The organism is Leclercia sp. UBA1284, assembly GCF_002308415.1.
Classification (GTDB): domain Bacteria; phylum Pseudomonadota; class Gammaproteobacteria; order Enterobacterales; family Enterobacteriaceae; genus Enterobacter; species Enterobacter pneumoniae.
Window position 1 is genome coordinate 53,393 of sequence record NZ_DBUS01000009.1, and the last position, 26,023, is coordinate 79,415.

The 26,023-nt window shown below is 55.8% G+C and carries 19 protein-coding genes; 7 read left to right on the forward strand and 12 right to left on the reverse strand.

Annotated features, from left to right (window positions below; translation table 11 throughout):
- Window positions 1-6: 6 nt before the first annotated feature.
- Complete coding sequence (gene gltB / locus B3511_RS18810; protein ID WP_286790062.1) at window positions 7-4,467, reverse strand: glutamate synthase large subunit; 4,461 nt, start codon at window positions 4,465-4,467, stop codon at window positions 7-9.
- A gap of 687 nt (window positions 4,468-5,154) precedes the next feature.
- On the opposite strand from gltB, the gene B3511_RS18815 reads away from it, so the two are divergent.
- Window positions 5,155-6,096 carry a TIGR01212 family radical SAM protein gene (locus B3511_RS18815; protein ID WP_212476783.1) on the forward strand — a complete coding sequence of 314 codons (942 nt, stop codon included), beginning with the start codon at window positions 5,155-5,157 and terminating at the stop codon, window positions 6,094-6,096.
- On the opposite strand, the gene B3511_RS18820 is transcribed toward B3511_RS18815, so the two are convergent.
- The gene (locus B3511_RS18820) at window positions 6,076-7,578 is read right to left on the reverse strand and encodes a helicase HerA-like C-terminal domain-containing protein (protein WP_286790063.1); all 1,503 of its coding nucleotides are present in this window, start codon (window positions 7,576-7,578) and stop codon (window positions 6,076-6,078) included. The genes B3511_RS18815 and B3511_RS18820 overlap by 21 nt on opposite strands.
- Window positions 7,579-7,704: 126 nt before the next feature.
- Here B3511_RS18820 and B3511_RS18825 point away from each other — a divergent pair, with 126 nt between their 5' ends.
- On the forward strand, window positions 7,705-9,342 hold the full coding sequence (locus B3511_RS18825; RefSeq protein WP_286790064.1) for a glycerone kinase: 1,638 nt from the start codon (window positions 7,705-7,707) through the stop codon (window positions 9,340-9,342).
- A 46-nt stretch (window positions 9,343-9,388) separates the two neighbouring features.
- Here the strand turns inward: B3511_RS18825 and ahr are convergent, their stop codons facing one another.
- The 5 genes from ahr to pepA form a co-directional block, all read right to left on the reverse strand.
- Complete coding sequence (gene ahr, locus B3511_RS18830) at window positions 9,389-10,408, reverse strand: NADPH-dependent aldehyde reductase Ahr (RefSeq protein ID WP_286790065.1); 1,020 nt, start codon at window positions 10,406-10,408, stop codon at window positions 9,389-9,391.
- 78 nt (window positions 10,409-10,486) lie between these two features.
- The gene (locus tag B3511_RS18835; RefSeq protein ID WP_046885773.1) at window positions 10,487-10,990 is read right to left on the reverse strand and encodes a GNAT family N-acetyltransferase; all 504 of its coding nucleotides are present in this window, start codon (window positions 10,988-10,990) and stop codon (window positions 10,487-10,489) included.
- A 123-nt stretch (window positions 10,991-11,113) separates the two neighbouring features.
- A complete protein-coding gene (locus B3511_RS18840; protein WP_286790066.1) occupies window positions 11,114-13,969 on the reverse strand; it encodes a valine--tRNA ligase in 2,856 nt (951 codons plus the stop codon).
- Window positions 13,969-14,412 carry a DNA polymerase III subunit chi gene (gene holC, locus B3511_RS18845; protein WP_040073860.1) on the reverse strand — a complete coding sequence of 148 codons (444 nt, stop codon included), beginning with the start codon at window positions 14,410-14,412 and terminating at the stop codon, window positions 13,969-13,971. Before holC ends, B3511_RS18840 begins: the two co-directional genes overlap by 1 nt.
- Window positions 14,413-14,479: 67 nt before the next feature.
- Window positions 14,480-15,991, reverse strand: coding sequence for a leucyl aminopeptidase (gene pepA, locus B3511_RS18850; RefSeq protein ID WP_040073861.1), 1,512 nt, complete (start codon window positions 15,989-15,991; stop codon window positions 14,480-14,482).
- Between the two features lie 266 nt (window positions 15,992-16,257).
- Between pepA and lptF the strand changes: the two genes are divergently transcribed.
- The 5 genes from lptF (at window position 16,258) to mtgA (ending at window position 22,507) form a co-directional block, all read left to right on the forward strand.
- Window positions 16,258-17,358 (forward strand): LPS export ABC transporter permease LptF, encoded by a 1,101-nt coding sequence (gene lptF / locus B3511_RS18855; RefSeq protein ID WP_263616216.1) that lies wholly within the window; start codon window positions 16,258-16,260, stop codon window positions 17,356-17,358.
- Complete coding sequence (lptG, locus tag B3511_RS18860) at window positions 17,358-18,440, forward strand: LPS export ABC transporter permease LptG (RefSeq protein ID WP_046885775.1); 1,083 nt, start codon at window positions 17,358-17,360, stop codon at window positions 18,438-18,440. The genes lptF and lptG overlap by 1 nt, the downstream gene beginning before the upstream one ends.
- A 135-nt stretch (window positions 18,441-18,575) precedes the next feature.
- Window positions 18,576-20,909 carry an aerobic respiration two-component sensor histidine kinase ArcB gene (gene arcB, locus B3511_RS18865; protein WP_046885776.1) on the forward strand — a complete coding sequence of 778 codons (2,334 nt, stop codon included), beginning with the start codon at window positions 18,576-18,578 and terminating at the stop codon, window positions 20,907-20,909.
- A gap of 237 nt (window positions 20,910-21,146) precedes the next feature.
- Window positions 21,147-21,800: an isoprenoid biosynthesis glyoxalase ElbB gene (elbB, locus tag B3511_RS18870; protein WP_207293879.1), complete on the forward strand. Its 654-nt coding sequence runs from the start codon at window positions 21,147-21,149 to the stop codon at window positions 21,798-21,800.
- 8 nt (window positions 21,801-21,808) lie between these two features.
- The gene (gene mtgA / locus B3511_RS18875; RefSeq protein WP_414671884.1) at window positions 21,809-22,507 is read left to right on the forward strand and encodes a monofunctional biosynthetic peptidoglycan transglycosylase; all 699 of its coding nucleotides are present in this window, start codon (window positions 21,809-21,811) and stop codon (window positions 22,505-22,507) included.
- On the opposite strand, the gene npr is transcribed toward mtgA, so the two are convergent.
- The 5 genes from npr to rpoN form a co-directional block, all read right to left on the reverse strand.
- Window positions 22,504-22,776, reverse strand: coding sequence for a PTS phosphocarrier protein NPr (gene npr, locus B3511_RS18880; RefSeq protein WP_040073866.1), 273 nt, complete (start codon window positions 22,774-22,776; stop codon window positions 22,504-22,506). The genes mtgA and npr overlap by 4 nt on opposite strands.
- The gene (gene rapZ / locus B3511_RS18885; protein WP_040073867.1) at window positions 22,773-23,627 is read right to left on the reverse strand and encodes an RNase adapter RapZ; all 855 of its coding nucleotides are present in this window, start codon (window positions 23,625-23,627) and stop codon (window positions 22,773-22,775) included. The genes npr and rapZ overlap by 4 nt, the downstream gene beginning before the upstream one ends.
- Window positions 23,628-23,672: 45 nt before the next feature.
- On the reverse strand, window positions 23,673-24,164 hold the full coding sequence (gene ptsN / locus B3511_RS18890; RefSeq protein ID WP_040073868.1) for a PTS IIA-like nitrogen regulatory protein PtsN: 492 nt from the start codon (window positions 24,162-24,164) through the stop codon (window positions 23,673-23,675).
- A gap of 82 nt (window positions 24,165-24,246) precedes the next feature.
- A complete protein-coding gene (gene hpf / locus B3511_RS18895; protein ID WP_010436063.1) occupies window positions 24,247-24,534 on the reverse strand; it encodes a ribosome hibernation promoting factor in 288 nt (95 codons plus the stop codon).
- Window positions 24,535-24,556: 22 nt separating this feature from the next.
- On the reverse strand, window positions 24,557-25,990 hold the full coding sequence (gene rpoN, locus B3511_RS18900; protein WP_286790068.1) for an RNA polymerase factor sigma-54: 1,434 nt from the start codon (window positions 25,988-25,990) through the stop codon (window positions 24,557-24,559).
- Between the last annotated feature and the right edge of the window lie 33 nt (window positions 25,991-26,023).

Consider the following 26,023-nt stretch of genomic DNA (forward strand, 5'->3'; position numbering starts at 1 on the left):
TACCCCTTACTGCGCCTGCACGCGCAGCTCTGCTGCGCTACGACTACGGTGACCCAACAGGGCTTTAACATCGCTGGACTTCGGTTTAACCAGCGCGAATTTCGAGGAGAAGGCTGGCCAGTTCGCCAGAATCTCTTCGCCGCGTGAAGAACCGGTATGCTGCACGTGCTCGGTGATAAGACCGCGCAGATGCTCTTCGTGGATCGCCAGGGATTCAACATCCAGCACTTCAACCAGCTCCGGGTTTACACGTTTACGGAAATCACCGCTTTCGTCCAGCACGTAGGCGAAGCCGCCCGTCATACCGGCACCGAAGTTCACACCGGTTTTGCCCAGAACACAGACGATCCCGCCGGTCATATACTCACAACCGTTGTCGCCAATACCTTCTACCACGGTGATAGCACCGGAGTTACGCACTGCAAAACGCTCACCCGCACGACCGGCTGCAAACAGACGACCACCGGTCGCGCCGTACAGGCAGGTGTTACCGATAATGCTGGCTTCGTGGCTACGGAAGGCAGAACCGACCGGCGGACGTACCGCCAGCAGACCACCCGCCATGCCTTTACCCACGTAGTCGTTGGCATCGCCGGTCAGGTACAGCTCAACGCCGCCCGCGTTCCATACGCCGAAGCTCTGACCCGCCGTGCCGCTGAAGTGCGCGGTAATCGGATCGGACGCCAGGCCCTGGTCGCCGTGCGTTTGCGCGATGTAGCCGGAGAGCGATGCGCCGACGGAGCGGTCAGTATTGCGGATATCAAACCAGAAGGTTTTACTCTGCTTATCATCCACATACGGCTTCGCCTGCTGCAGCAGCTGTGCATTCAGCACACCGTTGTCAAACGGCGGGTTTTTCTCGGTGCAGTAGACCGCTTTGCCAGGGTGCGGCTGCGCGGTTTCCAGCAGCTTGCTCAGCTCCAGTTTCTGCTGTTTGGCGGTAAATCCTTCCAGCTCTTTCAGCAGGTCGGTACGGCCAATCAGATCCACCAGTCGCTTCACGCCCAGCTGCGCCATCAGCTCGCGCGTTTCGCGGGCAATAAATTCAAAGTAGTTGGTCACTTTGAAGGGAAGACCGTGGTAATGGTTCTTACGCAGCTTCTCGTCCTGGGTTGCCACACCGGTTGCGCAGTTGTTGAGGTGGCAAATACGCAGGTATTTACAGCCCAGCGCCACCATCGGGCCGGTGCCGAAGCCAAAGCTTTCAGCACCCAGGATCGCTGCCTTGATGATGTCGAGGCCGGTTTTCAGACCCCCGTCCACCTGCAGGCGGATCTTGTGGCGCAGGCCGTTCGCCACCAGCGCCTGCTGGGTTTCCACCAGGCCCAGTTCCCACGGACAGCCCGCGTATTTCACGGAGGAGAGCGGGCTTGCGCCGGTACCACCGTCGTAGCCGGCAATGGTGATCAAATCTGCGTAGGCTTTTGCCACGCCGGTAGCGATGGTGCCGACGCCCGGTTCGGAAACCAGCTTCACGGAGATCATCGCCTGCGGGTTAACCTGTTTCAGGTCGAAAATCAGCTGCGCTAAGTCCTCGATAGAGTAGATATCGTGGTGCGGCGGCGGGGAGATCAGCGTCACACCGGGCACCGAGTAGCGCAATTTAGCGATGTACGGCGTGACTTTATCACCCGGCAACTGACCGCCTTCGCCCGGTTTTGCCCCCTGAGCGACTTTAATCTGAATCACGTCGGCGTTGACCAGGTACGCAGGCGTTACGCCAAAGCGACCGGATGCCACCTGCTTAATGCGCGACACTTTATTGGTGCCGTAGCGGGCAGGATCTTCGCCGCCTTCGCCGGAGTTCGAATTGCCGCCGATGCTGTTCATGGCTTCTGCCAGCGCTTCATGAGCTTCCGGGCTGAGCGCGCCGATAGACATCGCCGCGGTATCGAAGCGTTTGAACAGCTCGGACGCCGGTTCAACGTCATCGATGCTGACCGCTTCATCACCCGGATTCAGGGCAATCAGGTCGCGCAGCGTTGCCGCCGGACGGTTATTGACCAGTTCAGCGTACTGCTGATAGTCGCTGTACTCGCCGCTCTGCACTGCCTGCTGCAGCGTGCGCACAACGTCCGGGTTATAGGCGTGGTATTCGCCCCCGTGAACGTATTTCAGTAGACCACCTTGTTCCAGTGGTTTACGCGCCAGCCATGCACGTTTGGAAAGGTTGAGCAGGTCTTGCTGGAAATCAGCAAAGCCCGCGCCGCTGATGCGGCTGATCACGCCCTGGAAGCAGAGTTCTGCCACATCGTCATGCAGACCCACGGCTTCAAACAGCTTCGAACAGCGGTAAGAGGCAATAGTCGAGATGCCCATCTTGGACATGATCTTGTACAGACCTTTGTTGATACCGTTGCGGTAGTTCAACATGACAGTGCGGTAATCTTTGTCGATGGCCCGGCTATCGACCAGCTTCGCCAGCGTTTCGTAGGCCAGGTACGGGTAGATGGCCGTCGCACCAAAGCCTAACAGCACGGCGAAGTGGTGCGGATCGCGGGCGCTGGCGGTTTCAACAATGATGTTGGCGTCGCAGCGCAGGCTCTTATCCACCAGACGCGTCTGGATCGCCCCCACCGCCATCGGCGCAGGCACCGGCAGACGGTTTTTGGCGATGTTGCGGTCAGAGAGCACCAGCAGCACGGTACCGTTACGTACCATCTGCTCCGCTTTGTCGCACAGCGCTTTTACCGTCTCTTCGAGGGTCGCTTCGGTCACGTCGAAGGTAATATCAAGCGTGTCGGCGCGATAGTGATCCTCTTGCAGCGTCGTTAGCTGTTTGAAATCGGAATAGAGCAGAATCGGCGATTTAAAGGTCAGACGGTGTGCCTGGCCTTCGGCTTCGCAGAAGACGTTCATCTCGCGACCGATGCTGGTGGCAAGCGACATGACGTGCGCTTCACGCAGCGGATCGATTGGCGGGTTGGTTACCTGCGCAAACTGTTGGCGGAAGTAGTCATAAATAATACGCGGCTGGCTGGAGAGGACGGCAAATGGGGTATCGTCGCCCATTGATCCGACCGCTTCCTGGCCATTTTCGCCCAGTACGCGGATAACCGAGTCCAGCTCTTCTGCGCTGTAGTTAAACTGTTTCTGGAAGCTCGCGAGCGCATCGTCATCCATCTCACGGCTACCCACTTCTTCGTCCGGCAGCTCTTCAAAAGGCACCAGACGACGAACGTTTTTCACCATCCACTCTTTGTACGGGTGGCGGCTTTTCAGATCGTTATCGGTTTCAGTGGAGTGCAGAATACGCCCGCCACGGGTATCGATAACCATCAGCTCGCCCGGGCCGACGCGGCCTTTCTCGACCACTTCGTCAGGCTGGTAATCCCAGATGCCGACTTCAGACGCGCAGGTGATGAGCTTATCTTTGGTGATGACGTAGCGCGCCGGACGCAGGCCGTTACGGTCCAGGTTACAGGCGGCAAAGCGGCCATCAGACATAACAATGCCCGCCGGGCCGTCCCACGGTTCCATGTGCATGGAGTTAAAGTCGAAGAACGCGCGCAGCTCAGGATCCATGTCCGGGTTGTTCTGCCAGGCCGGTGGCACAAGCAGACGCATGGCACGGACGATATCCATCCCGCCAGCCAACAGCAGCTCAAGCATGTTATCCATGGAGCTGGAGTCCGAGCCGGTTTCGTTCACGAACGGTGCGGCATCGTGTAGATCGGGGATCAGCGGCGTCTGGAACTTATAGGTACGGGCGCGCGCCCACTGGCGGTTACCGGTGATGGTGTTGATCTCGCCGTTGTGCGCCAGATAGCGGAACGGCTGAGCCAGCGGCCAGCGTGGAACGGTGTTGGTGGAGAAGCGCTGGTGGAACAGGCAGATGGCCGATTCCAGACGCAGGTCCGCCAGGTCCAGGTAGAAGCGCGGCAGGTCAGCCGGCATACACAGACCTTTATAGATGTTCACCAGGTTGGAGAGGCTACAGACGTAGAACTCTTTGTCTTCCTGAAGACGTTTTTCAATGCGGCGACGCGCAATGAACAGACGGCGTTCCATATCGCGTGGACGCCAGCCCGCAGGCGCGTTGACAAAAATCTGTTCAATACGAGGCAGCGAGGAGAGGGCGATTTCACCGAGCACCCCTTCGTTGGTAGGCACATCGCGCCAGCCGACAATCGACAGAGTTTCTCGTTGAAGTTCTTCTTCGACGATGCGGCGTGAGGCGGCAGCTTTTTCAGGATCCTGATTCAGGAACAGCATGCCGACAGCGTAGTTTTTGGCTAAACGCCAGCCGCGCTCTTCCGCTACGATTCGGAAGAAACGATCCGGTTTTTGCAGCAGCAGACCGCAACCGTCGCCGGTTTTACCATCGGCAAGGATGGCACCACGGTGCTGCATGCGGGCCAGTGCGTGAATGGCAGTACGCACTACCTTGTGGCTAGGTTCGCCTTCTATGTGGGCGATCAGGCCGAAACCACAGTTATCCTTCTCAAGGGATTTATCGTACAACATATCAGTGAACCTCCCCAGGCTCGTCGGGCTTCCCACTGAACTTAACCGTGGCGCACAGGCACAGAAAGAGCATGGCGACGGGGTTTGCGTTTCATACGCGTACCTCGCATTCGCCCTCTTTTTCATCCTTTCGCGCAGGTAAACAAGTTTGAGGACTTGCTTCAGAGGGAATCTCAATTACTGCATAAATATGATGAGCAGACTGCTCATCCAGAAAGCTTCCAGCGGATTTCCAACTTATCGGGAATCGGTTATCAGGTCAAATGGCAATCTTATTTATACGAAAATGTGCTAAAGCATGTTTAATTGATTGAAATAAAAAGGTATTTAACGAATTTTACAACCACAAAAGGCCAAGGGAGGGAGCGGGGTAGTGTGATCTGACTCACTATCTGAAAGCGGTATTATCCACGTGGGATGCTGAAAAGCTTGTTTTTGGCAGGATATTACTCTGGGGTGGCGATCAAACCCGCATAATCACACTGTTTTTCAGCAGTGACGCTATAAATGAAAAAAAGCGGCTGAACATAAGGAAAAGTAATTGGCGAATGCTTGAATGAAATTGCAGTAATCTTGATTTTTTATTCAAATGAATAATAGCCGTCCAGGGCGATTGATCCAGGTCATCGCCGACTGTGGCTAAAAATGGCAGGCTAGGCCCCTTTCAGCGGGGCGGTCTATCAGATTATGCAGTTACAGAAATTAGTCAATATGTTTGGTGGGGATCTTTTACGTCGTTATGGCGAAAAGGTCCATAAGCTGACGCTGCACGGTGGTTTCAGCTGCCCCAACCGCGATGGAACTATTGGCCGTGGCGGCTGTACCTTCTGCAACGTGGCCTCTTTCGCCGATGAAACACAACAGCAGCACTCCATCGCTGAACAGTTGGCGCATCAGGCGAGCCGGGTCAATCGCGCCAGACATTATCTGGCCTACTTCCAGGCTTATACCAGCACCTGGGCAGAGGTGCAGGTACTGCGCGCCATGTATCAGCAGGCCGTAAGCCAGGCAAATATCGTCGGGCTCTGTGTCGGCACGCGTCCGGATTGTGTCCCCGATGCCGTATTAGACCTGCTGAGCGAATACCACGCGCAGGGCTATGAAGTCTGGCTGGAGCTGGGGTTACAGAGCGCGCACGACAAAACGCTGCACCGTATTAATCGCGGCCATGACTTTGCCTGCTACCAGCGCACTACGCGGCTGGCGCGTGAACGGGGGCTTAAAGTGTGTTCGCACCTGATTGTAGGCTTGCCCGGAGAGGGGCTCCAGCAGGGACTCGAGACGCTGGAAAACGTGGTCGAAACCGGCGTGGATGGCATCAAGCTGCATCCGCTACATATCGTGACCGGCAGTATTATGGCAAAGGCCTGGGAAGCGGGAAGGGTAAACGGAATTACACTCGAAGAGTACACCGTGACGGCGGGGGAGATGATCCGCCATACGCCGCCAGAAGTGGTTTACCACCGTATATCCGCCAGCGCCCGCCGTCCAACGCTGCTGGCACCGCTCTGGTGCGAGAACCGCTGGACGGGGATGGTGGAAATCGATAAATACCTCAATGAGCACGGGGTCCAGGGGAGTGCCCTGGGGCGCCCGTGGGTATCACCTTTAGCGTCTACGTCCGCCTAACAAGCTGCCCAGCATGCCGCGTACGATCTGATTGGTGACCTGGCGTGCTGCGCTTTTCGCCATAGTTTGTACCACGCCGTCGCGCTTACCCCCGCGCGGCCCGGTGCTGCCAAACAGAATATCTTTGAGCCCGCCCAGAATGCCATCGTCCGTGGCCGCTGCATCGCCTTTCGCAGTGGGAGCACTCTGCTGCTGCGGGCTCGCCTCTATCCCCGCCTGTAACTTTTCAAAAGCCGATTCCCGATCGATCTCGTCTTCGTATTTGCCGTAAACCGGAGAGTGGTTAATTAGCCCGTTACGTTCATCGTCAGTGACGGGCCCCATACGTGAGTTGGGTGCGATCACCATTGCGCGCTCTACCACTGAGGGGCTGCCTTTGACATCCAGGAAGGAGATCAAGGCTTCACCGGTGCCCAGCGCCTGAATTGCCTCTTCCGTACTGAACGCTGGATTGGCGCGCATGGTCTCTGCGGCCGCTTTAACTGCCTTTTGATCTTTTGGCGTGAAGGCGCGCAGGGCGTGCTGTACGCGGTTACCTAACTGACCCAGTACGTTGTCAGGGATATCGGACGGATTTTGCGAAACAAACCAGACGCCGACCCCTTTCGAGCGGATCAAACGGATCACTTGTTCAATCTTGTCGAGTAAGACCTGCGGGGCATCGCTGAACAGCAGATGTGCTTCGTCAAAGAAGAACACCAGTTTGGGTTTTTCCAAATCGCCCGCTTCAGGGAGTTGTTCATATATTTCAGAGAGCATCCATAGCAGACTGGCGGCGTACAGTTTGGGCATCTGATAGAGCTTTTCCGCGCTCAGAATGTTAATGATGCCCTTACCGTTACTGTCGGTGCGCATCCAGTCCTTAATATCCAGCATCGGTTCGCCGAAGAAGTGCCCGGCGCCTTGCTGCTCAAGCGTGAGCAATCCACGCTGAATAGCGCCAATCGAGGCGGAACTGATGTTGCCATACTGGGTCTGGAAAGATTTGGCGTTATCGCCAATATAGTGGGTGATAGCGCGAAGATCTTTGAAATCCAGCAGCAGTAATCCCTGTTCGTCGGCAATACTAAAGATGATATTCAGCACGCCAGACTGCACCTCGTTCAGATTGAGCAGCCGCGCCAGCAGCAGCGGGCCCAGATCGGAAACGGTGGCACGTACCGGGTGGCCTTTTTCGCCGAAGATATCCCACAAGACGACCGGGTTACCCTGCGGTTGCCAGTCGGTCACACCGATGTTTTTCAGTCTGGCGAGCAGCTTCTCTGAGCCAACGCCCTCCTGCGCAATGCCGGTCAAATCGCCCTTCACATCGGCCATAAATACCGGTACGCCACAGCTTGAGAATGATTCAGCCAGCTTTTGTAGGGTGACGGTTTTGCCCGTGCCGGTGGCACCGGTAATGAGCCCGTGTCGGTTTGCCATTGCAGGAAGGAGAAACAGCTCGTGATCCAGCGTACGAGCAATTAGCAGAGGAGTACTCATGATCCAATTCCTTTTCTGGGCACTGGGTGGAGTATAGGCAACCTTATGCGCAAATTCCTTTGTTTACTGCGCATTACCCAGTGCGGACTATGCTTTTCCATACGGTTATCAACTTTTTGGGAAATTATGTCCAGATTCTTTTTTAACGACCGCGAACAGCTGGTCAACGACGCCATTGAAGGCATGCTGATTTCTACACCACACGCTAATCTCGCCAGGCTTGATATCGACCCGGCTATTCGCGTTGTCGCCCGTGCTGACTGGGATAAAAGCCGCGTGGCGGTTATTTCCGGCGGTGGTTCGGGTCATGAACCCGCCCATGCCGGGTTTGTGGGCAAGGGGATGCTCACCGCAGCGGTGTGCGGCGATCTTTTTGCTTCGCCGAGCGTTGACGCGGTGTTAAATGCGATCGTGGCGGTAACGGGCGAGCATGGCTGCCTGTTGATCGTCAAAAACTATACCGGCGATCGTCTGAACTTTGGCCTCGCGGCGGAAAAGGCCAAGGGCTACGGGCTGAACGTCGAAATGGTGATCGTGGCCGACGACATTGCTCTGCCTGATAACAAGCAGCCGCGAGGCATTGCGGGTACGGTACTGGTGCATAAGATAGCCGGTTACGCTGCCGAGCAGGGGAAATCGCTCCGTGAGGTTCGGGATCTCGCCCAGCAGGCCTGCGATAACCTCTGGAGCCTCGGTGTGGCGATGCGCACATGCAGTCTGCCCGGCAGCGATGAAGAGGAGGGACGTATCCAGCAGGGGCAAGTCGAGCTGGGTCTCGGGATCCACGGTGAGCCGGGTGCGTCGATTGTCGATACCCAGAACAGTAAAACAATCATCGACACCCTGGTGAAACCGCTGCAGGAGCAGGCTGGCGCCGGGCGGCTGGCGGTTCTGATCAATAACCTCGGCGGCGTATCTGCGCTGGAGATGGCGCAGCTTACCAAAGAGCTGGCGCACTCAGCGGTAAAAGACCAGATTGACTGGCTCATCGGCCCGGCGACGCTGGTCAGTTCGCTGGATATGAAAGGCTTTTCGCTCTCGTGTTTGAAGCTGAACGACACCTTTGAGCAGGCACTCAATGCGCCGGTGGAGACCCTGGGCTGGCAAAAAACCGTCGCCTTTGCGCCAATGCGTACGGTATCGCACGAGGTTGTGCGCGACAAAGTGGAATTTACCCCCTCCGATAATGCGCAAATTGCCGCGTGGGTGGGCGCAGCGACGCAGACGCTGCTGGATCTGGAAAACCGGCTCAACGCGCTGGATGCGAAAGTAGGCGATGGCGATACCGGATCTACCTTTGCGCAAGGTGCGAAGGAGATAGCCCAACGCCTTGCGCAAAAGCAGTTGCCGCTAAATGATCCCGCGAAGTTGTTATTGCTGGTGGGTGAAAGACTGGCGACGGTGATGGGCGGCTCGAGCGGCGTATTGATGTCGATCTTCTTTACCGCCGCCGGGCAGTCGTTGCTGGAGGGTAAAACCGTGCCAGAGTCGTTGTTGAGCGGGTTGGCGCAAATGAAGCATTACGGTGGGGCCGCGCCTGGGGATCGCACCCTGATCGATGCGCTCCAGCCCGCGCTGGAAGCTTTGCAGCAAGGGGATATTCAGGCTGCTGCACAGGCCGCTCAGCAGGGTGCAGAGGCGACGGCCAGCATGCACAAAGCCGGTGCGGGGCGTTCATCCTATGTCAATAAAGAGAATCTTCAAGGGGTGACCGATCCGGGTGCGGTGGCGGTGGCGGAGGTGTTTAAAGCGCTGGCGAAGTAGCGAAGAAAAGCCGGGTGGGGCGATGCCGCCACCCGGCGTAGTCACATCAGAAATCGGCTTTTAACACCACGCGGTAACGGGCCTTGCCGTCGCGCACGTGCTGGATAGCCTCATTGATTTTCGACATCGGATACAGTTCGGTGGTTGGGGACACTTTGGTGCGTCCGGCAAACTTCATCAGTTTGCGCAACTCAAACGGTGTGCCGGTTGCAGAGCCAGATACGCTGCGATCGCCACCAATCAGGGTAAATGCCGGAACCGGCAGCGGCTTCAGCACTGCCCCAACGGTATGGAAGTTACCGCCGTAGGCCAGCGCTTCAAAGTACGGCTGCCAGTCGAGATCGACGTTCACGGTGTTGATGATCAGATCGAACTGACCCGCCAGCGCTTTCAGGGCTTCCGGATCGCGGCTGTTCACCACTTTATCGGCGCCCATCGCCAGCACTTCCTGCTCTTTCGCCGGGTTAGAGCTGAACGCCGTCACTTCGCAGCCCATGGCGTGTAGTAACTTAATGGCGATGTGGCCCAGTCCGCCAATACCAATTATGCCCACGCGGCTGGTGGCGGTGATATGGTGCATCAGCAGCGGTTTAAATACCGTAATACCGCCGCACAGCAGCGGGCCTGCAGATTCGATATCAATGCTATCCGGTAGCGGGATCACCCACTGCCAGTCGGCGCGCAGTTTGTCGGCAAACCCGCCCTTATTGAGAATGGTAGGTACCGTGCCTTCCAGACAGTTAATCTGGTTGCCGCTGATACAGGCATCACAATGTCCACAGCTGCGTGCCGTCCAGCCAATGCCCACGCGCTGGCCAACTTTCAGCCCTTTGTCCTGCGCGGCAGTGCCCAGCGCAACCACACGGCCGATTACCTCATGCCCGGCAACCAGGGGATAATTTGAAAAGCCCCATTCGTTGTCGATCATCGACAGATCCGAGTGGCAAATGCCGCAATAATCTACCTGAACTTCGACGTCTTCTGCTTTTAGCTCACCCGCATCGTACTCGTACAGCTCAAGTTCTGCACCCGCCTGCGGCGCGGCATAGCTTTTTATCATCGACATCTTTATTCCCCCTTTATGGTGTTGAACTGAGAGTGTAGAGCATTCAGTTTACAGCCGCTTAACAGAATGGGGGCAGTATCAGAGGGTCTTTAGCATCCGCACTTCGCAGTCGACGTGGCCAGTGCAGCCCAGCGGCGCGTCGATATGTTCGAAGCCCAGGTGTTCATACAGGCCAATGGCCTCTTTGAGGAACGCGGTGGTTTCGAGATAACAGCGGGTGAAGCCCTCAGCGCGCGCGTGTTCAAGCGCTACCAGCGCCAGCTTTTTCGCCAGCCCCTGGCCGCGAATGGCGGGCAGAAAGTACATCTTCTGCAGTTCACAGATATCGGGCTCGCTGCAGGTCAAAGGCGCCACGCCGCCACCGCCCACAACCTTGCCTGCCTGCTCAATGATCCAGTAGGCGTGGCCCGGCTGGCTGTATAGCTGGAACAGCTCATCGAGGTTTGGATCGGCTACGGTGTAGCCTTTATCGGCCGTGAGGCCATATTCGGCGGAAACGGTGCGGATAACGGCGGCGATAGCCGGGTTGTCCTGTTCAGTGATACGACGCATCGTCGTCGCGACGGGGGCAATCACGCTCATAGCATTACTCATGACAAAAATTGACACACAGCTGCTGTTAATAGCACTGGAGCAAAGGGAGTGCAAGCGAGGAGTTTTCAGGGAGGAAACCCCTTACGCCCTGAAGCGTAAGGGGTAAAAGCATTACAGGGCTGCGATAACCGCCTGCTGCTCAATCAGTTTGGTTTTTGCATCGGCGAAAGCAACCAGACGCTCGCGCTCTTTGGCGATGACCGCTTCCGGCGCGCGGGCGACAAAGCCTTCGTTCGCCAGTTTGCTTTCGATTTTGCCAATTTCCAGGTCGACTTTCGCCACTTCCTTCGCCAGACGCGCCAGCTCGGCATCTTTGTCGATCAGACCCGCCATTGGGATCAGCAGCTCGGCGCCGTCGATGATTTTGGTCACAGAAACCGGACCTTTGTCATCGGCAGGCAGCACGGTGATGCTCTCCAGACGCGCCATGGTTTTCAGGAAGGTGCTGTTCTCATTCACACGACGAACGGCAGCCTCGCTGCAACCGCGCAGCAGCAGTTCCAGCGGCTTGCTCGGGGCGATGTTCATTTCTGCACGAACGTTACGCACAGCAACAATCGCCTGTTTCAGCCATTCGGTATCAGCTGATGCGGCTTCATCTACTTTAGCGGCATCAAACTCCGGGAACGGCTGCAGCATGATGGTGTCGGCGTTGATACCGGCAATCACCTTCACGCGCTGCCAGATGGTTTCAGTAATGAACGGAATGACCGGGTGCGCCAGGCGCAGCAGACCTTCCAGCACGGTGATCAGCGTATTACGCGTACCGCGCAGCTCGGCTTCAGAACCACCGTTCATCACCGGCTTCGCCAGCTCCAGATACCAGTCGCAGAACTGGTTCCAGGTGAATTCGTACAGGATGCCTGCCGCGATGTCGAAGCGGAAGCTGTCCAGTGCGTCACGGAAGGCTTTCACCGTCTGGTTGAATTCCGCCAGGATCCAGCGGTCTGCCAGCGACAGCGTCATCTCGCCGCCGTTGAAGCCACAATCCTGGTCTTCGGTATTCATCAGCACGAAACGGCTGGCGTTCCACAGCTTGTTACAGAAGTTACGGTAACCTTCCAGACGCTTCATGTCCCAGTTGATGTCGCGGCCGGTAGAGGCCAGCGCCGCCAGGGTGAAGCGCAGGGCGTCGGTACCGTGAGACTCAATCCCGTTCGGGAACTGCTTCTCGGTACGCTTGCGGATTTTCTCGGCCAGCTGCGGCTGCATCATGTTGCCGGTACGTTTTTCCAGCAGCTCTTCCAGCGAAATACCGTCGACCATATCCAGCGGGTCAATAACGTTACCCTTGGATTTAGACATCTTCTGACCTTCGTCGTCGCGGATAAGGCCAGTCATGTAGATCGTCTTAAACGGGATCTGCGGTTTGCCGTCTTCATCTTTAATAAAGTGCATGGTCATCATGATCATGCGGGCGATCCAGAAGAAGATGATGTCGAAGCCGGAAACCATCACGCTGGTTGGGTGGAACTGACGCAGGGCATCTGTATTTTCCGGCCAGCCGAGGGTAGAGAAGGTCCAGAGTGCGGAGGAGAACCAGGTATCCAGCACGTCTTCGTCCTGACGCAGGGCAACGTCAGCGCCCAGGTTGTTTTCCTGACGCACTTCGTCTTCGGTGCGGCCAACGTAGACGTTGCCTTCGTTGTCATACCACGCCGGAATACGGTGGCCCCACCACAGCTGACGGGAGATACACCAGTCCTGAATGTCACGCATCCAGGAGAAGTACATGTTTTCATACTGCTTCGGCACGAACTGGATGCTGCCGTTTTCAACCGCTTCAACAGCAGGTTTAGCCAGCACGTCGGCACGCACATACCACTGGTCGGTTAACATTGGCTCGATAACCACACCGCCACGGTCGCCGTATGGCACGGTCAGATCGTGAGGCTTGATCTCTTCCAGCAGGCCCAGCGCATCTACGGCAGCGACGATCGCTTTACGCGCGGCGAAGCGTTCCAGCTTCTGGAACTCGGCCGGGATGTCGCTTGCGTAAACATCAGACTCGTTGCCTTTCGTGTCGTACACTTCTGCGCTTTCACGGATATCGCCGTCGAAGGTCAGAATGTTGATCATCGGCAACTGATGACGACGACCGACTTCGTAGTCGTTGAAGTCGTGGGCCGGGGTGATTTTCACGCAGCCGGTGCCTTTTTCCATGTCGGCGTGTTCGTCGCCCACAATCGGAATACGGCGGTTAACCAGCGGCAGGACCACAAATTTGCCGATCAGATCTTTGTAGCGTGGATCTTCCGGGTTAACGGCCACACCGGTATCGCCCAGCAGGGTTTCCGGACGGGTGGTAGCAACCACCAGGTAATCTTTACCGTCTGCGGTTTTTGCGCCGTCGGCCAGCGGATAGCGGATGTGCCACATCGAGCCTTTTGACTCGCGGTTTTCCACTTCCAGGTCAGAGATGGCGGTGCGCAGTTTCGGATCCCAGTTTACCAGGCGCTTGCCACGGTAAATCAGGTCCTCTTTATACAGACGGACAAACACTTCTTTCACCGCGTTGGAAAGGCCTTCGTCCATGGTGAAGCGCTCGCGCTCCCAGTCCACGGAGTTGCCAAGACGACGCATCTGGCGGGTAATGGTGCCGCCAGATTCTGCCTTCCACTGCCAGATTTTGTCGATGAACGCGTCGCGACCGTAGTCGTGGCGGGTTTTACCCTCTTCAGCGGCAATTTTACGCTCAACGACCATCTGGGTCGCGATACCCGCGTGGTCAGTCCCCGCCTGCCACAGGGTGTTTTTACCCTGCATGCGCTGGTAGCGGATCATGGTGTCCATGATGGTCTGCTGGAAAGCATGACCCATATGCAAACTGCCGGTGACGTTCGGCGGCGGGATCATGATGCAGAAGGACTCTTTGCTTTCATCGCCGTTAGGCTTGAAATAGCCCTGCTGTTCCCAGTGCTCGTAAAGCGGCTGTTCGATATCGCGTGGGTTATATGTCTTTTCCATTATTTCCAGGTTGCCGTATTCAGGTTAAAACCAGCCAGGCGGTACGCTTTATAGCGTTCGCGCGCCAGTTGTTTCAGGGAATCTTCGTAGGGGACAAAGTCTACCACTTCTGTGAAAGCGGTGGCAAAATCTGCAAAGCCAGTACGCAGGCTTATCAGGATATCGCGCGCGCTGCTGTTACGTTTTTGTGGCCAGGCTATCTCCACCGGGGCACCGCCACGCGGCCCTTCACCCGACAGATTGTGCGGGACAAAACTCTCGGCAGGTCGCGCCCATAGCGCCTCATCAAGACGAATGGCTTGCTGCTCATCTTCACAGGCGATGAGCACGCGCTTGCCGCTGCGCCAACGTTCTGCGGCAATGTCACACACCAGTTGTTCAACGGCGCTCAGGCCATCCTGTTGTGTATCGTTGTCCAGAATATAGAACGTTGCGTTTTTCATGATATGGGGCTTCTTGTGATGATTTTAAATGCGAAACCGGGTGGCATCTGCCACCCGGCTTTCGGGTTTACTCTTCGCCGTTAAAGCCGGCGCGGTTGAGCAGGAACTGCGACAGCAGCGCAACCGGACGACCGGTGGCGCCTTTGGCTTTGCCGGAGCGCCATGCGGTACCCGCGATGTCGAGGTGTGCCCAGTTGTACTTACGGGTGAAACGCGACAGGAAACAGCCCGCGGTGATGGCACCCCCCGGACGGCCGCCGATATTCGCCATATCCGCGAAATTCGACTCCAGCTGATCCTGGAACTCGTCGGCCAGCGGCAGTCGCCATGCGCGGTCGCCAGCCTGCTCGGACGCGCCAATCAACTCATGCGCCAGCGGATTGTGGTTCGACATCAGGCCGGTGATGTGGTGGCCCAGCGCAATGACGCAGGCCCCGGTCAGGGTTGCCACATCGATAACCGCTTCAGGTTCGAAGCGCTCAACGTAGGTCAGGACGTCGCACAGCACCAGGCGGCCTTCGGCATCGGTGTTCAGCACTTCAACGGTCTGACCGGACATGGTGGTCAGCACGTCGCCTGGGCGGTATGCGCGGCCACCCGGCATGTTTTCACAGCCGGCCAGTACGCCGATGACGTTAAGCGGCAGTTGCAGCTCCGCCACCATACGCATGACACCGTACACGGCCGCCGCACCGCACATGTCGTACTTCATCTCATCCATGCCTTCGGCAGGTTTGATGGAGATACCGCCGGAGTCAAAGGTCAGGCCTTTACCCACCAGCACGATAGGGCGTGCGTCTTCCGATGGATTGCCCTTGTATTCAATGACCGACATCAGGGATTCGTTCTGGGAACCATTTCCCACCGCGAGGTAGGAGTGCATGCCCAGCTCTTTCATCTGCTGCTCGCCAATCACGCGGGTGATGACGTTTTTGCTATAAGAGTCGGCCAACTGACGCGCCTGCGAGGCCAGATAGCCGGCGTTACAGATGTTTGGTGGCATATTACCCAGATCTTTCGCGGCTTTGATACCGGCCGCGATGGCCAGGCCATGCTGAATCGCACGTTCACCGCTGGTCAGTTCGCGGCGGGTAGGCACGTTAAAGACCATTTTACGCAGCGGACGACGGGGTTCGCTTTTATTGGTTTTCAGCTGATCAAAGCTGTACAGCGACTCTTTTGCCGTCTCAACGGCCTGACGTACTTTCCAGTAAGTGTTACGGCCTTTAACGTGCAGCTCGGTGAGGAAGCAGACCGCTTCCATTGAGCCAGTATCATTCAGCGTATTGATAGTTTTCTGAATAACCTGTTTGTACTGGCGCTCATCCAGCTCACGTTCTTTGCCGCAGCCGATCAGAAGAATACGCTCGGACAGCACGTTCGGAACATGATGCAGTAATAAGGTCTGTCCCGGTTTGCCTTCCAGTTCGCCACGGCGCAGCAGGGCACTAATATAGCCGTCGCTGATTTTGTCGAGTTGCTCGGCGATGGGGGAGAGGCGGCGGGGCTCAAAGACACCCACAACGATACAGGCGCTCCGCTGTTTCTCCGGGCTGCCGCTTTTTACACTGAACTCCATGCACTACGCTCCTGAATCTTAAAGACAACAGCGGCCGCTACGGATAGAATTGAAACCTTTCGTAACTCATGCCCGCTGTTGCGGTGACTTCGTGTTAATCTTACGTTATTACGGTTTCGACACATCATTACATCTTCTGAAGCGCGAATCCGTCGGGTGTTCTAATCTTAGCGATGATTTCGACGACTCAAGAGAATAAATGACGTTTAAGCCATGAAACAAGCGATTTTCCAGCAAAAAGACGGGTTTTTACGGGCGTATTTAATGTGATAATCATAAGATATCTGGTGCGGGAGACGCTCAAAAGCCAGCTGGCAATACTCTTCATCCTGCTTCTGATTTTTTTCTGTCAGAAACTGGTGAGGATCCTCGGTGCAGCGGTCGATGGCGAAATTCCTACAAATCTGGTGCTTTCCCTCCTCGGGTTAGGCGTGCCTGAAATGGCGCAGCTGATCCTGCCGTTGAGCCTTTTCCTCGGATTGCTGATGACGCTCGGTAAACTCTATACCGAAAGTGAAATTACCGTCATGCACGCCTGTGGACTGAGCAAAGCGGTACTGGTAAAAGCCGCCATGGTACTGGCGTTGTTTACCGGTATCGTTGCCGCCGTCAACGTGATGTGGGCAGGCCCCTGGTCATCGCGCCATCAGGATGAAGTGCTGGCTGAAGCGAAAGCCAACCCCGGCATGGCTGCCCTGGCCCAGGGACAGTTCCAGCAAGCCAGCGACGGCAACTCGGTCCTGTTTATCGAAAGCGTTGACGGTAGCCGGTTCAACGACGTTTTCCTCGCGCAAATTCGACCGAAAGGCAATGCCCGTCCCTCCGTGGTGGTGGCTGATTCAGGTCAGCTTTCTCAGACTAAAGATGGGTCTCAGGTCGTCACGCTGAACAAAGGCACCCGCTTTGAAGGCACTGCCATGTTGCGCGATTTCCGTATTACCGACTTCCAGAACTACCAGGCGATCATTGGTCACCAGGCGGTCGCGCTGGACCCGAGCGATACGGATCAGATGAACATGCGTACGCTCTTCAGCACCGATACCGATCGCGCCCGGGCAGAGTTGCACTGGCGTATTACGCTGGTATTCACCGTGTTTATGATGGCACTGATGGTGGTTCCGCTGAGCGTGGTCAACCCGCGTCAGGGACGTGTGCTGTCAATGCTGCCGGCGATGCTGCTCTATCTGGTGTTCTTCCTGCTGCAGACCTCCATAAAATCGAACGGTGGGAAAGGCAAAATCGACCCGGTTATCTGGACCTGGGCGGTTAACGTGCTGTATCTGTTGCTGGCCATCGCGCTTAACCTTTGGGATACCGTGCCGATGCGCCGTTTCAGATCCCGTTTTATGCGTAAAGGAGCGGTGTAATGCAGGCTTTTCGCGTCTTAGACCGCTATATCGGTAAAACCATTTTTACCACCATCATGATGACGTTATTCATGCTGGTCTCCCTCTCCGGCATCATCAAGTTTGTTGATCAGCTGAAAAAGGCCGGGCAGGGGAGTTACGATGCTCTGGGTGCAGGTATGTATACCCTGCTCAGCATGCCAAAAGATGTGCAGATCTTCTTCCCGATGGCGGCGTTGTTAGGTGCCCTGCTGGGGCTGGGGATGTTGGCACAGCGCAGTGAACTGGTTGTCATGCAGGCCTCTGGCTTCACCCGTATGCAGGTGGCGCTGTCGGTCATGAAAACCGCCATTCCACTGGTGCTGCTGACCATGGCCATCGGCGAATGGGTGGCACCGCAGGGCGAGCAGATGGCGCGTAACTACCGTGCGCAGGCCATGTACGGCGGCTCGCTGCTCTCAACCCAGCAGGGGCTGTGGGCGAAAGACGGAAATAACTTTGTCTATATCGAACGCGTGAAGGGCGACAACTCCCTTGGCGGCGTAAGCATTTATAGCTTTAACGATCAGCGCCGCCTGCAGGCGGTACGTTATGCGGCATCGGCGACCTTTGATGCAGACAATAAACTTTGGCGTCTGTCGCAGGTTGACGAGTCTAACCTGCAGGATCCAAAACAGATCACGGGCTCGCAAACCGTCAGTGGCACCTGGAAAACCAACCTGACGCCGGACAAGCTCGGCGTGGTGGCGCTGGATCCGGACGCGCTCTCTATCAGTGGCCTTCACAACTATGTGAAGTATCTGAAGTCGAGTGGCCAGGATGCCGGTCGTTATCAGCTCAATATGTGGAGCAAAATCTTCCAGCCTCTCTCCGTGGCGGTCATGATGTTGATGGCTCTCTCCTTTATCTTCGGGCCGCTGCGTAGCGTAGCCATGGGCGTGCGCGTCGTCACCGGGATTAGCTTCGGCTTTGTCTTCTACGTGCTGGACCAGATCTTCGGTCCGCTGACCCTGGTGTATGGCATACCGCCGGTGATAGGTGCCCTGCTGCCAAGCGCATCTTTCTTCGTTATCAGCCTCTGGCTGATGCTAAAACGCTCCTGACCTGCTTTACCCCTCTCTCCCGGTTATGGGAGCGAGGGGTATCTCCCGCTCTACCCCGCACTTTTTCGCACAACCTTCAACGTCTTGCCTGAAATTTGAGTATGATTGTGCGATGAAGCCGTGAAGGAATCCTCTATGAAGCAAATTCGAATGCTGGCGCAGTACTACGTCGATCTCATGATGAAGCTTGGCCTGGTACGCTTCTCCATGTTGCTCGCCCTGGCGCTGGTAGTGCTGGCGATTGTGGTACAGATGGCGGTGACCATGGTGCTGCATGGGCAGGTCGAAAGTATCGACGTCATCCGCTCTATTTTCTTCGGTCTGTTGATTACCCCCTGGGCGGTCTACTTCCTGTCGGTGGTGGTCGAGCAGCTCGAGGAGTCGCGTCAGCGCCTCTCCCGGCTGGTGGAGAAACTGGAGGAGATGCGCGAGCGCGATCTGAAGCTCAATGTTCAGTTGAAGGACAACATTGCACAGCTTAATCAGGAAATTTCAGATCGTGAAAAAGCCGAAGCAGAGCGCCGCGTAACGCTGGAGCAACTGAAGGTCGAGATGAAAGAGCGTGAAGAGACGCAGATCCAGCTCGAACAGCAATCCTCTTTCCTGCGTTCGTTTCTTGATGCTTCACCGGATCTGGTCTTCTACCGTAATGAGGATAAAGAGTTCTCCGGCTGCAACCGGGCAATGGAACTGCTGACCGGCAAAAGTGAAAAACAGCTGGTTAGCCTCAAACCGCAGGACGTCTATTCCGAAGAGGCGGCGGCAAAAGTCATTGAAACGGATGAAAAAGTCTTCCGTCACAACGTCTCTCTCACCTACGAACAGTGGCTGGATTATCCGGATGGGCGCAAAGCCTGCTTTGAGATCCGCAAAGTTCCCTATTACGACCGCGTGGGTAAACGCCATGGCCTGATGGGCTTTGGCCGTGATATTACCGAACGTAAGCGCTATCAGGATGCGCTGGAGCGCGCCAGCCGGGATAAGACCACCTTTATCTCGACCATCAGCCATGAGCTGCGTACGCCTCTAAACGGTATCGTCGGGCTAAGCCGTATTCTGCTTGATACCGAGCTGTCTGCCGAGCAGGAGAAATACCTTAAGACTATCCATGTTTCAGCCGTGACGTTGGGGAATATTTTCAACGATATTATCGACATGGATAAGATGGAGCGGCGTAAAGTTCAGCTGGATAACCAGCCGGTAGACTTCACCAGCTTCCTGGCCGACCTGGAAAATCTGTCAGGCCTGCAAGCGCAGCAGAAAGGTCTACGCTTTGTGCTGGAGCCCACCTTGCCGTTGCCCCATAAAGTGGTCACCGATGGTACACGTCTGCGCCAGATTCTGTGGAATCTGATCAGTAACGCCGTCAAGTTTACGCAGGCCGGGCAGGTGTCGGTGCGGGTTCGCTACGGCGAAGGGGAGATGCTGCATTTCGAGGTTGAAGACTCAGGGATCGGCATTCCACAGGAAGAGCAGGATAAGATCTTTGCCATGTACTATCAGGTGAAAGATAGCCAGGGCGGTAAGCCTGCCACCGGCACCGGTATAGGTCTGGCAGTATCGCGTCGTCTGGCGAAAAGCATGGGCGGCGATATCACCGTCTCCAGCAACCCGGGTAAGGGCTCGCTGTTTGCTCTGAGCGTGCATGCTCCGGCGGTGGCAGAAGAGGTGGAAGATACCTTCGCTCACGATGATTTACCGCTGCCCGCGCTGCACGTCTTGCTGGTAGAAGATATTGAACTTAACGTCATTGTGGCGCGCTCGGTGCTGGAAAAGCTGGGCAGTAGCGTGGATGTCGCCATGACCGGGACTGCCGCGCTGGAAATGTTCACGCCAGGCGAATATGACCTGCTGTTGCTTGATATCCAGTTGCCGGATATGACCGGGCTGGATATTTCGCGTGAGCTCACGCGTCGCTACAGCCGTGACGAGCTGCCGCCGCTGGTGGCGCTGACCGCGAACGTGCTGAAGGATAAAAAAGAGTATCTGGAGGCCGGGATGGACGATGTGCTGAGCAAGCCGCTGTCCGTACCTGCTCTCACTGCCATGATTAAGAAGTACTGGGATACCTGTGACGAAGAGGAGAGCACCATGACGAAGGTTGATACCGATAAAGCGCATACCTTGCTGGATATCGCCATGCTTGAACAATACATCGAACTGGTTGGCCCGAAGCTGATTACCGATGGGCTGGCGGTCTTCGAGAAGATGATGCCTGGCTATTTAGCGGTGCTGGAGTCGAACCTGACCGCGCGCGATCAGAAAGGCATCGTGGAAGAGGGGCATAAAATTAAAGGCGCAGCGGGATCGGTAGGTTTGCGTCATCTGCAACAGCTTGGTCAGCAGATCCAGAGCCCCGATCTTCCTGCCTGGTCCGATAATGTCGGTGAATGGGTCGAAGAGATGAAGCAAGAGTGGCAGAACGATGTGGCGGTATTGAAAGCGTGGGTAGAAAGCAGAAAAAAATGACCCCGGCTAAACCGGGGTGCGCGAATACTGCGCCAACACCAGGGAAATCTTGGCTGCGCCTGTAGAGAACATTGTTATCATTTTGGAACCAGACGCCGCCTCAAAATTTAGGCCGCACGCAGTTAAGATAGCAAATCTTAAATACTTTGTTACATGAATCAGTGAAATATGTGAAGCATAGCGTTTTAATCAGAATTATTAATAAGCTTCAGTCACTTGCTATAAGGAATCGGCATGATGAAAAAAGTTGGCGTAGTGCTTAGCGGTTGTGGTGTTTATGACGGGGCTGAAATTACCGAGTCCGTCCTTACGCTCCTGGCGTTGTCCCGGGGAGGTGCGCAGGCAATCTGTTTTGCCCCCGATAAAGTCCAGTCCGACGTCATTAATCATCTGACTGGCGAAGCGATGGCCGACAGCCGTAACGTGCTGATCGAAGCGGCGCGCATCGCCCGTGGAGATATCCATCCGCTCAATATGGCGAAGGCAGAGGCGCTGGATGCGCTGATCGTACCGGGCGGATTCGGTGCGGCAAAAAACCTGAGCAACTTTGCTGCGCAGGGAAGCCAGTGTGAAGTTGATGACGATCTGAAAGCGCTGGCGCAGCAGATGCACCAGCAGGGCAAACCCCTGGGTTTTATCTGCATTGCACCGGCCTTGCTGCCAAAGATTTTTGATTTCCCGCTGCGCCTGACCATCGGCACCGATATCGATACTGCCGAGGTGATCGAGGAGATGGGCGGTGAACATGTTCCCTGCCCGGTGGAAGATATCGTTGTCGATGAAGATAACAAAATCGTCACCACACCTGCGTATATGTTGGCACAGACTATCGCCGAAGCCGCTGCGGGCATTGATAAACTGGTCGCACGCGTACTGGTGCTGACGGAATGATTGTGAAGATGTTCAAGCGCTGGCTGCTGCGGATTGTGTTGGTGCTGGCGGTATTCTGGGGCGGCGGCATTGCGCTGTTCAATATTCTACCGGTGCCATTTTCTGCGGTAATGATAGAGCGTCAGCTTAGTGCCTGGTTCGCGGGAAACTTCAGCTATGTGGCGCATTCCGACTGGGTGAGCATGGATGAGATCTCCCCCTGGATGGGGCTGGCAGTGATAGCCGCTGAAGATCAGAAATTCCCGGAGCACTGGGGGTTTGACATGGGCGCCATTGAAAAAGCGTTGGCGCATAACGAACGCAATGAGAACCGGATTCGTGGTGCATCGACGCTTTCCCAGCAAACGGTCAAAAACCTCTTTTTGTGGGATGGACGTAGCTGGGTGAGAAAAGGGCTGGAAGCCGGGCTGACGTTAGGTATGGAGACCGTCTGGAGTAAGAAGCGGATCCTGACGGTGTATCTCAACATCGCCGAGTTTGGTGAGGGGGTATTTGGTGTGGAGGCTGCGTCTCAACGCTATTTCCATAAACCTGCCAGTAAGCTAAGCCCCGCTGAAGCCGCGCTTCTCGCAGCCGTTCTGCCAAACCCAATTCGCTTTAAGGCCAGCGCACCGACGGGTTACATGCGTAGCCGCCAGGCGTGGATCCTGCGGCAGATGCGGCAGTTAGGCGGCGAAGGCTTTATGCAGGCGCACAAGCTCTACTAATCTTCGTCGAACCCGGCGTTAAACAGCGCAATGACCGCGGCCAGCGCCTCTTCTTCCTGAGGCCCCGTCGCTTCAATTTCAATCTGGCGGCCCTTAGCGGAATCGAGCATCAGCAGTGCAATCACGCTGTTCGCTTCCGCTTCAGTACCTTCGTCGTTACGTAGCAGAACCTCTGCGTCGAAGCCCTGCATCAGCTCAAATAGCTTCATGGCCGGGCGGGCGTGCATTCCCAGCTTATTGGTGACTTCCACGGTCTGCTTTACGGTCATGTTTTACGTTTTTCCAGCGTGCGATGACGCGACTGAACGTTTTTACCGCGAGAGCGGAAATAGTCAGCCAGTTGCTCGGCAATGTAGACCGAACGGTGTTTACCGCCCGTACAGCCAATCGCCACAGTCAGATAGCTGCGGTTATTGGTCTCCAGCATAGGTAACCATAGCTCAAGATAGCTACGAGTCTGGTAGATAAAGTTATGGACTTCAGTATGCCGATCAAGGAAGGCCGCTACCGGCTTATCCAGACCCGTCATTGGGCGCAGTTTAGGATCCCAGTGTGGGTTTGGCAGGAAGCGTACGTCAAAGACGTAGTCGGCATCGATAGGGATACCGTGCTTGAAGCCAAAGGACTCAAACACCATGGTCAGCTCACGTTCGCGTTTACCCAGTAGGCGGGTACGCAGCATCTCGGCCAGCTCATGCACTGACATCTCAGAGGTATCTACGATCAGATCCGCGCGGGAACGCAGCGGCTCCAGTAGATCGCTCTCTTCATCAATAGCGCTTTCCAGCGACAGATTCTTACTGGAAAGGGGGTGCAGACGACGGGTGTCGCTATAACGACGGATTAACGTATTGCGGTCGGCATCAAGGAAGAGCAGCTGCGGGGAAAACGCTTCCGGCAGGCTGCTCATCGCCTGTTCGAAGATCTCCGGGGATTCCGGCATATTTCGTACGTCGATACTGACGGCCGCCGAGATTTGTCTGTCTGCCAGCGTTCGTGCCAGGTCGGGCAACAGCACCACCGGCAGGTTATCTACGCAGTAAAAGCCCATATCTTCCAGCGCACGCAGGGCGACGGATTTACCCGACCCGGAACGTCCGCTGACGATCATCAGCACCATGAAACTTTTCTCCTCAGGACAGCAAATGTCATAGCCATTACCCGATTACGCATCATCCTGGTTGCCTTCCGCTTCCGTGATAATTTGATAAAGCTCTTCGTCACTCTGCGCAGCGCGCAGGCGGCGACAAATGGTTTTGTCTGCCAGGCGTCTGGCGACCAGCGACAGCGTATGCAGATGGGTTTTCGTTTGATCGGCAGGAACCAGCAGCGCAAACAGCAGGTCGACAGGCTGATTGTCGATGGCATCAAAGGCGATCGGCGTTTCCAGCTGCACAAAGACGCCCACGGCGCGCAGGGTGTCCTCTTCCAGCTTGCCATGCGGAATGGCGATGCCGTTACCGATACCGGTACTGCCCATTTTCTCACGGGTCAGGATGGCTTCAAACACCACTTGCGGCGCTAAGCCCAGCTGTTTAGCCGCCAGTTCGCTGATGATCTCCAGCGCACGTTTTTTGCTCTGGCAATGAACGGCACTGCGGGTACATTCCTGGTTAAGGACATTGCTCAGTTGAAGAGCGGAATCGTTATTTATCATAATTTCACCTAAGCGCTAACGATACAAAGGGCCTGATGTGTTTCACAACAGGCCGGCCTGCATCCGTTAACTGCCCGGACAATTAGTGTTGTTTCAGTTTATCTTTATGTTTATTTAGCTGTCGGGCCAGCTTATCAATCAAGCCGTCGATAGCCGCATACATGTCCTGCCCTTCCGCACTGGCATGGAGCTCGCCACCGTTAACATGCAGGGTGGCGTCCGAGATATGAGTCACTTTCTCCACTTTCAACACAATGTAGACCTGGTTGATCCTCTCGAAATACTGTTCAAGTTTGGCAAATTTTGTATTCAAAAATTCGCGCAGCGCCTCGGTAATTTCGACGTTATGTCCAGTGATGTTGAGCTGCATAGTGTCTTCCTTATCGGTTGTGTCAGACCAGCTGTTTACGCTGGTTAGACGGCGGAATGGATAAAGACTCTCGATACTTCGCAACAGTGCGGCGAGCCACCATGATACCTTGATCCGACAGCATGGTGGTTAACTTACTGTCACTCAGTGGTTTCGCGGGGTTTTCCGCGGCGATCAATTTCTTCACCAGCGCACGGATGGCTGTCGACGATGCTTCGCCGCCGCCTTCGGTATTAACATGGCTAGAGAAGAAATACTTAAGCTCAAAAATACCGCGTGGGCTATGCAGATATTTCTGCGTAGTGACGCGGGAAATCGTGGATTCGTGCATTTCGACGGCCTGGGCGATATCCGCCAGCACCATCGGTTTCATGTACTCTTCGCCCCGTTCGAAAAAGGCCTGCTGTTGCTCGACGATACAGCGGCTGACGCGCAGCAGGGTATCGTTACGGCTCTCAAGGCTTTTAATCAGCCAGCGCGCTTCCTGCAGATTACTGCGAATAAACTGGTTATCGGAGTCGTTGCGCGAGCTGGTGCACATTGAGGCGTATTGCTGGTTAATTTGCAGGCGGGGAATGCTGTCGGAGTTAAGTTCTACGGTCCACAGACCGTTATGTTTTCGCACCAGCACGTCGGGGATAACATACTCGGGCTCGCTGGTCTGGATCGACTGACCCGGACGGGGATCCAGTGACTGAATCAGATTCACGGCGGCCTTGAGCACATCTTCTTTTAGCCGCGTCACCCGCATTAAGGCCCGGAAGTCATGATTTGCCAGCAGATCCAGATGATCGCTGACGATCAGTCTGGCCTCTTCGATCCAGGGCGTCTCTTTCACAAACTGCGACAGCTGTATAAGCAGGCAGTCACGTAAATCTCTCGCCGCTACGCCAATGGGATCAAAGCGCTGAACTCGCTTCAGAACCGCTTCGACCTCTTCCAGATCGATATCGGCATCGCCAATGCTTTCAAGAATATCTTCCAGCGTTACGGTGAGATAACCGGTGTCATCAACAGCATCGACGATAGAGGTGGCGATGGCGCGATCGGTATCGGAGAACGGGGTCAGCTCCACCTGCCACATTAGATAATCCTGCAGTGACTGGGTTGTCTCCCCCTGATAAACCGGCAGTTCATCGTCCTGGTAATCCACGCGGTTACCGGAAGGGGTGCCGGCGGTGTAGATCTCATCCCAGCTGGCATCCAGCGGCAGCTCGTCGGGCATCTCTTTCTGCTCAAGGGCATCGGCGGTATCAAGTGCCTCGGTGTCCTGGGACTGCTGGGTTTCTACCTCATCGTGAAGATCGGTTTGCTCAAGCAGAGGATTGCTCTCCAGCGCTTGCTGGAGCTCCTGCTGCAGTTCAAGCGTAGACAATTGCAACAGGCGGATTGCCTGCTGTAATTGTGGCGTCATTGCCAGCTGCTGGCTGAGCCTTAATTGCAAACCTTGCTTCATATTCAGAGCATTTTTCTCCGGTTACGCGTTGTT

Coding starts and splice junctions, on each gene's coding strand:
- mtgA (WP_414671884.1), top strand. CDS start 21,809: ATGTTCAAGCGCTGGCTGCTGCGGATTGTGTTGGTGCTGGCGGTATTC.
- gltB (WP_286790062.1), bottom strand. CDS start 4,467: ATGTTGTACGATAAATCCCTTGAGAAGGATAACTGTGGTTTCGGCCTG.
- ahr (WP_286790065.1), bottom strand. CDS start 10,408: ATGTCGATGATAAAAAGCTATGCCGCGCCGCAGGCGGGTGCAGAACTT.
- rpoN (WP_286790068.1), bottom strand. CDS start 25,990: ATGAAGCAAGGTTTGCAATTAAGGCTCAGCCAGCAGCTGGCAATGACG.
- B3511_RS18820 (WP_286790063.1), bottom strand. CDS start 7,578: ATGAGTACTCCTCTGCTAATTGCTCGTACGCTGGATCACGAGCTGTTT.
- holC (WP_040073860.1), bottom strand. CDS start 14,412: ATGAAAAACGCAACGTTCTATATTCTGGACAACGATACACAACAGGAT.
- B3511_RS18815 (WP_212476783.1), top strand. CDS start 5,155: ATGCAGTTACAGAAATTAGTCAATATGTTTGGTGGGGATCTTTTACGT.
- B3511_RS18835 (WP_046885773.1), bottom strand. CDS start 10,990: ATGAGCGTGATTGCCCCCGTCGCGACGACGATGCGTCGTATCACTGAA.
- B3511_RS18840 (WP_286790066.1), bottom strand. CDS start 13,969: ATGGAAAAGACATATAACCCACGCGATATCGAACAGCCGCTTTACGAG.
- ptsN (WP_040073868.1), bottom strand. CDS start 24,164: ATGATAAATAACGATTCCGCTCTTCAACTGAGCAATGTCCTTAACCAG.
- pepA (WP_040073861.1), bottom strand. CDS start 15,991: ATGGAGTTCAGTGTAAAAAGCGGCAGCCCGGAGAAACAGCGGAGCGCC.
- arcB (WP_046885776.1), top strand. CDS start 18,576: ATGAAGCAAATTCGAATGCTGGCGCAGTACTACGTCGATCTCATGATG.
- elbB (WP_207293879.1), top strand. CDS start 21,147: ATGAAAAAAGTTGGCGTAGTGCTTAGCGGTTGTGGTGTTTATGACGGG.
- B3511_RS18825 (WP_286790064.1), top strand. CDS start 7,705: ATGTCCAGATTCTTTTTTAACGACCGCGAACAGCTGGTCAACGACGCC.
- npr (WP_040073866.1), bottom strand. CDS start 22,776: ATGACCGTAAAGCAGACCGTGGAAGTCACCAATAAGCTGGGAATGCAC.
- lptG (WP_046885775.1), top strand. CDS start 17,358: ATGCAGGCTTTTCGCGTCTTAGACCGCTATATCGGTAAAACCATTTTT.
- hpf (WP_010436063.1), bottom strand. CDS start 24,534: ATGCAGCTCAACATCACTGGACATAACGTCGAAATTACCGAGGCGCTG.
- rapZ (WP_040073867.1), bottom strand. CDS start 23,627: ATGGTGCTGATGATCGTCAGCGGACGTTCCGGGTCGGGTAAATCCGTC.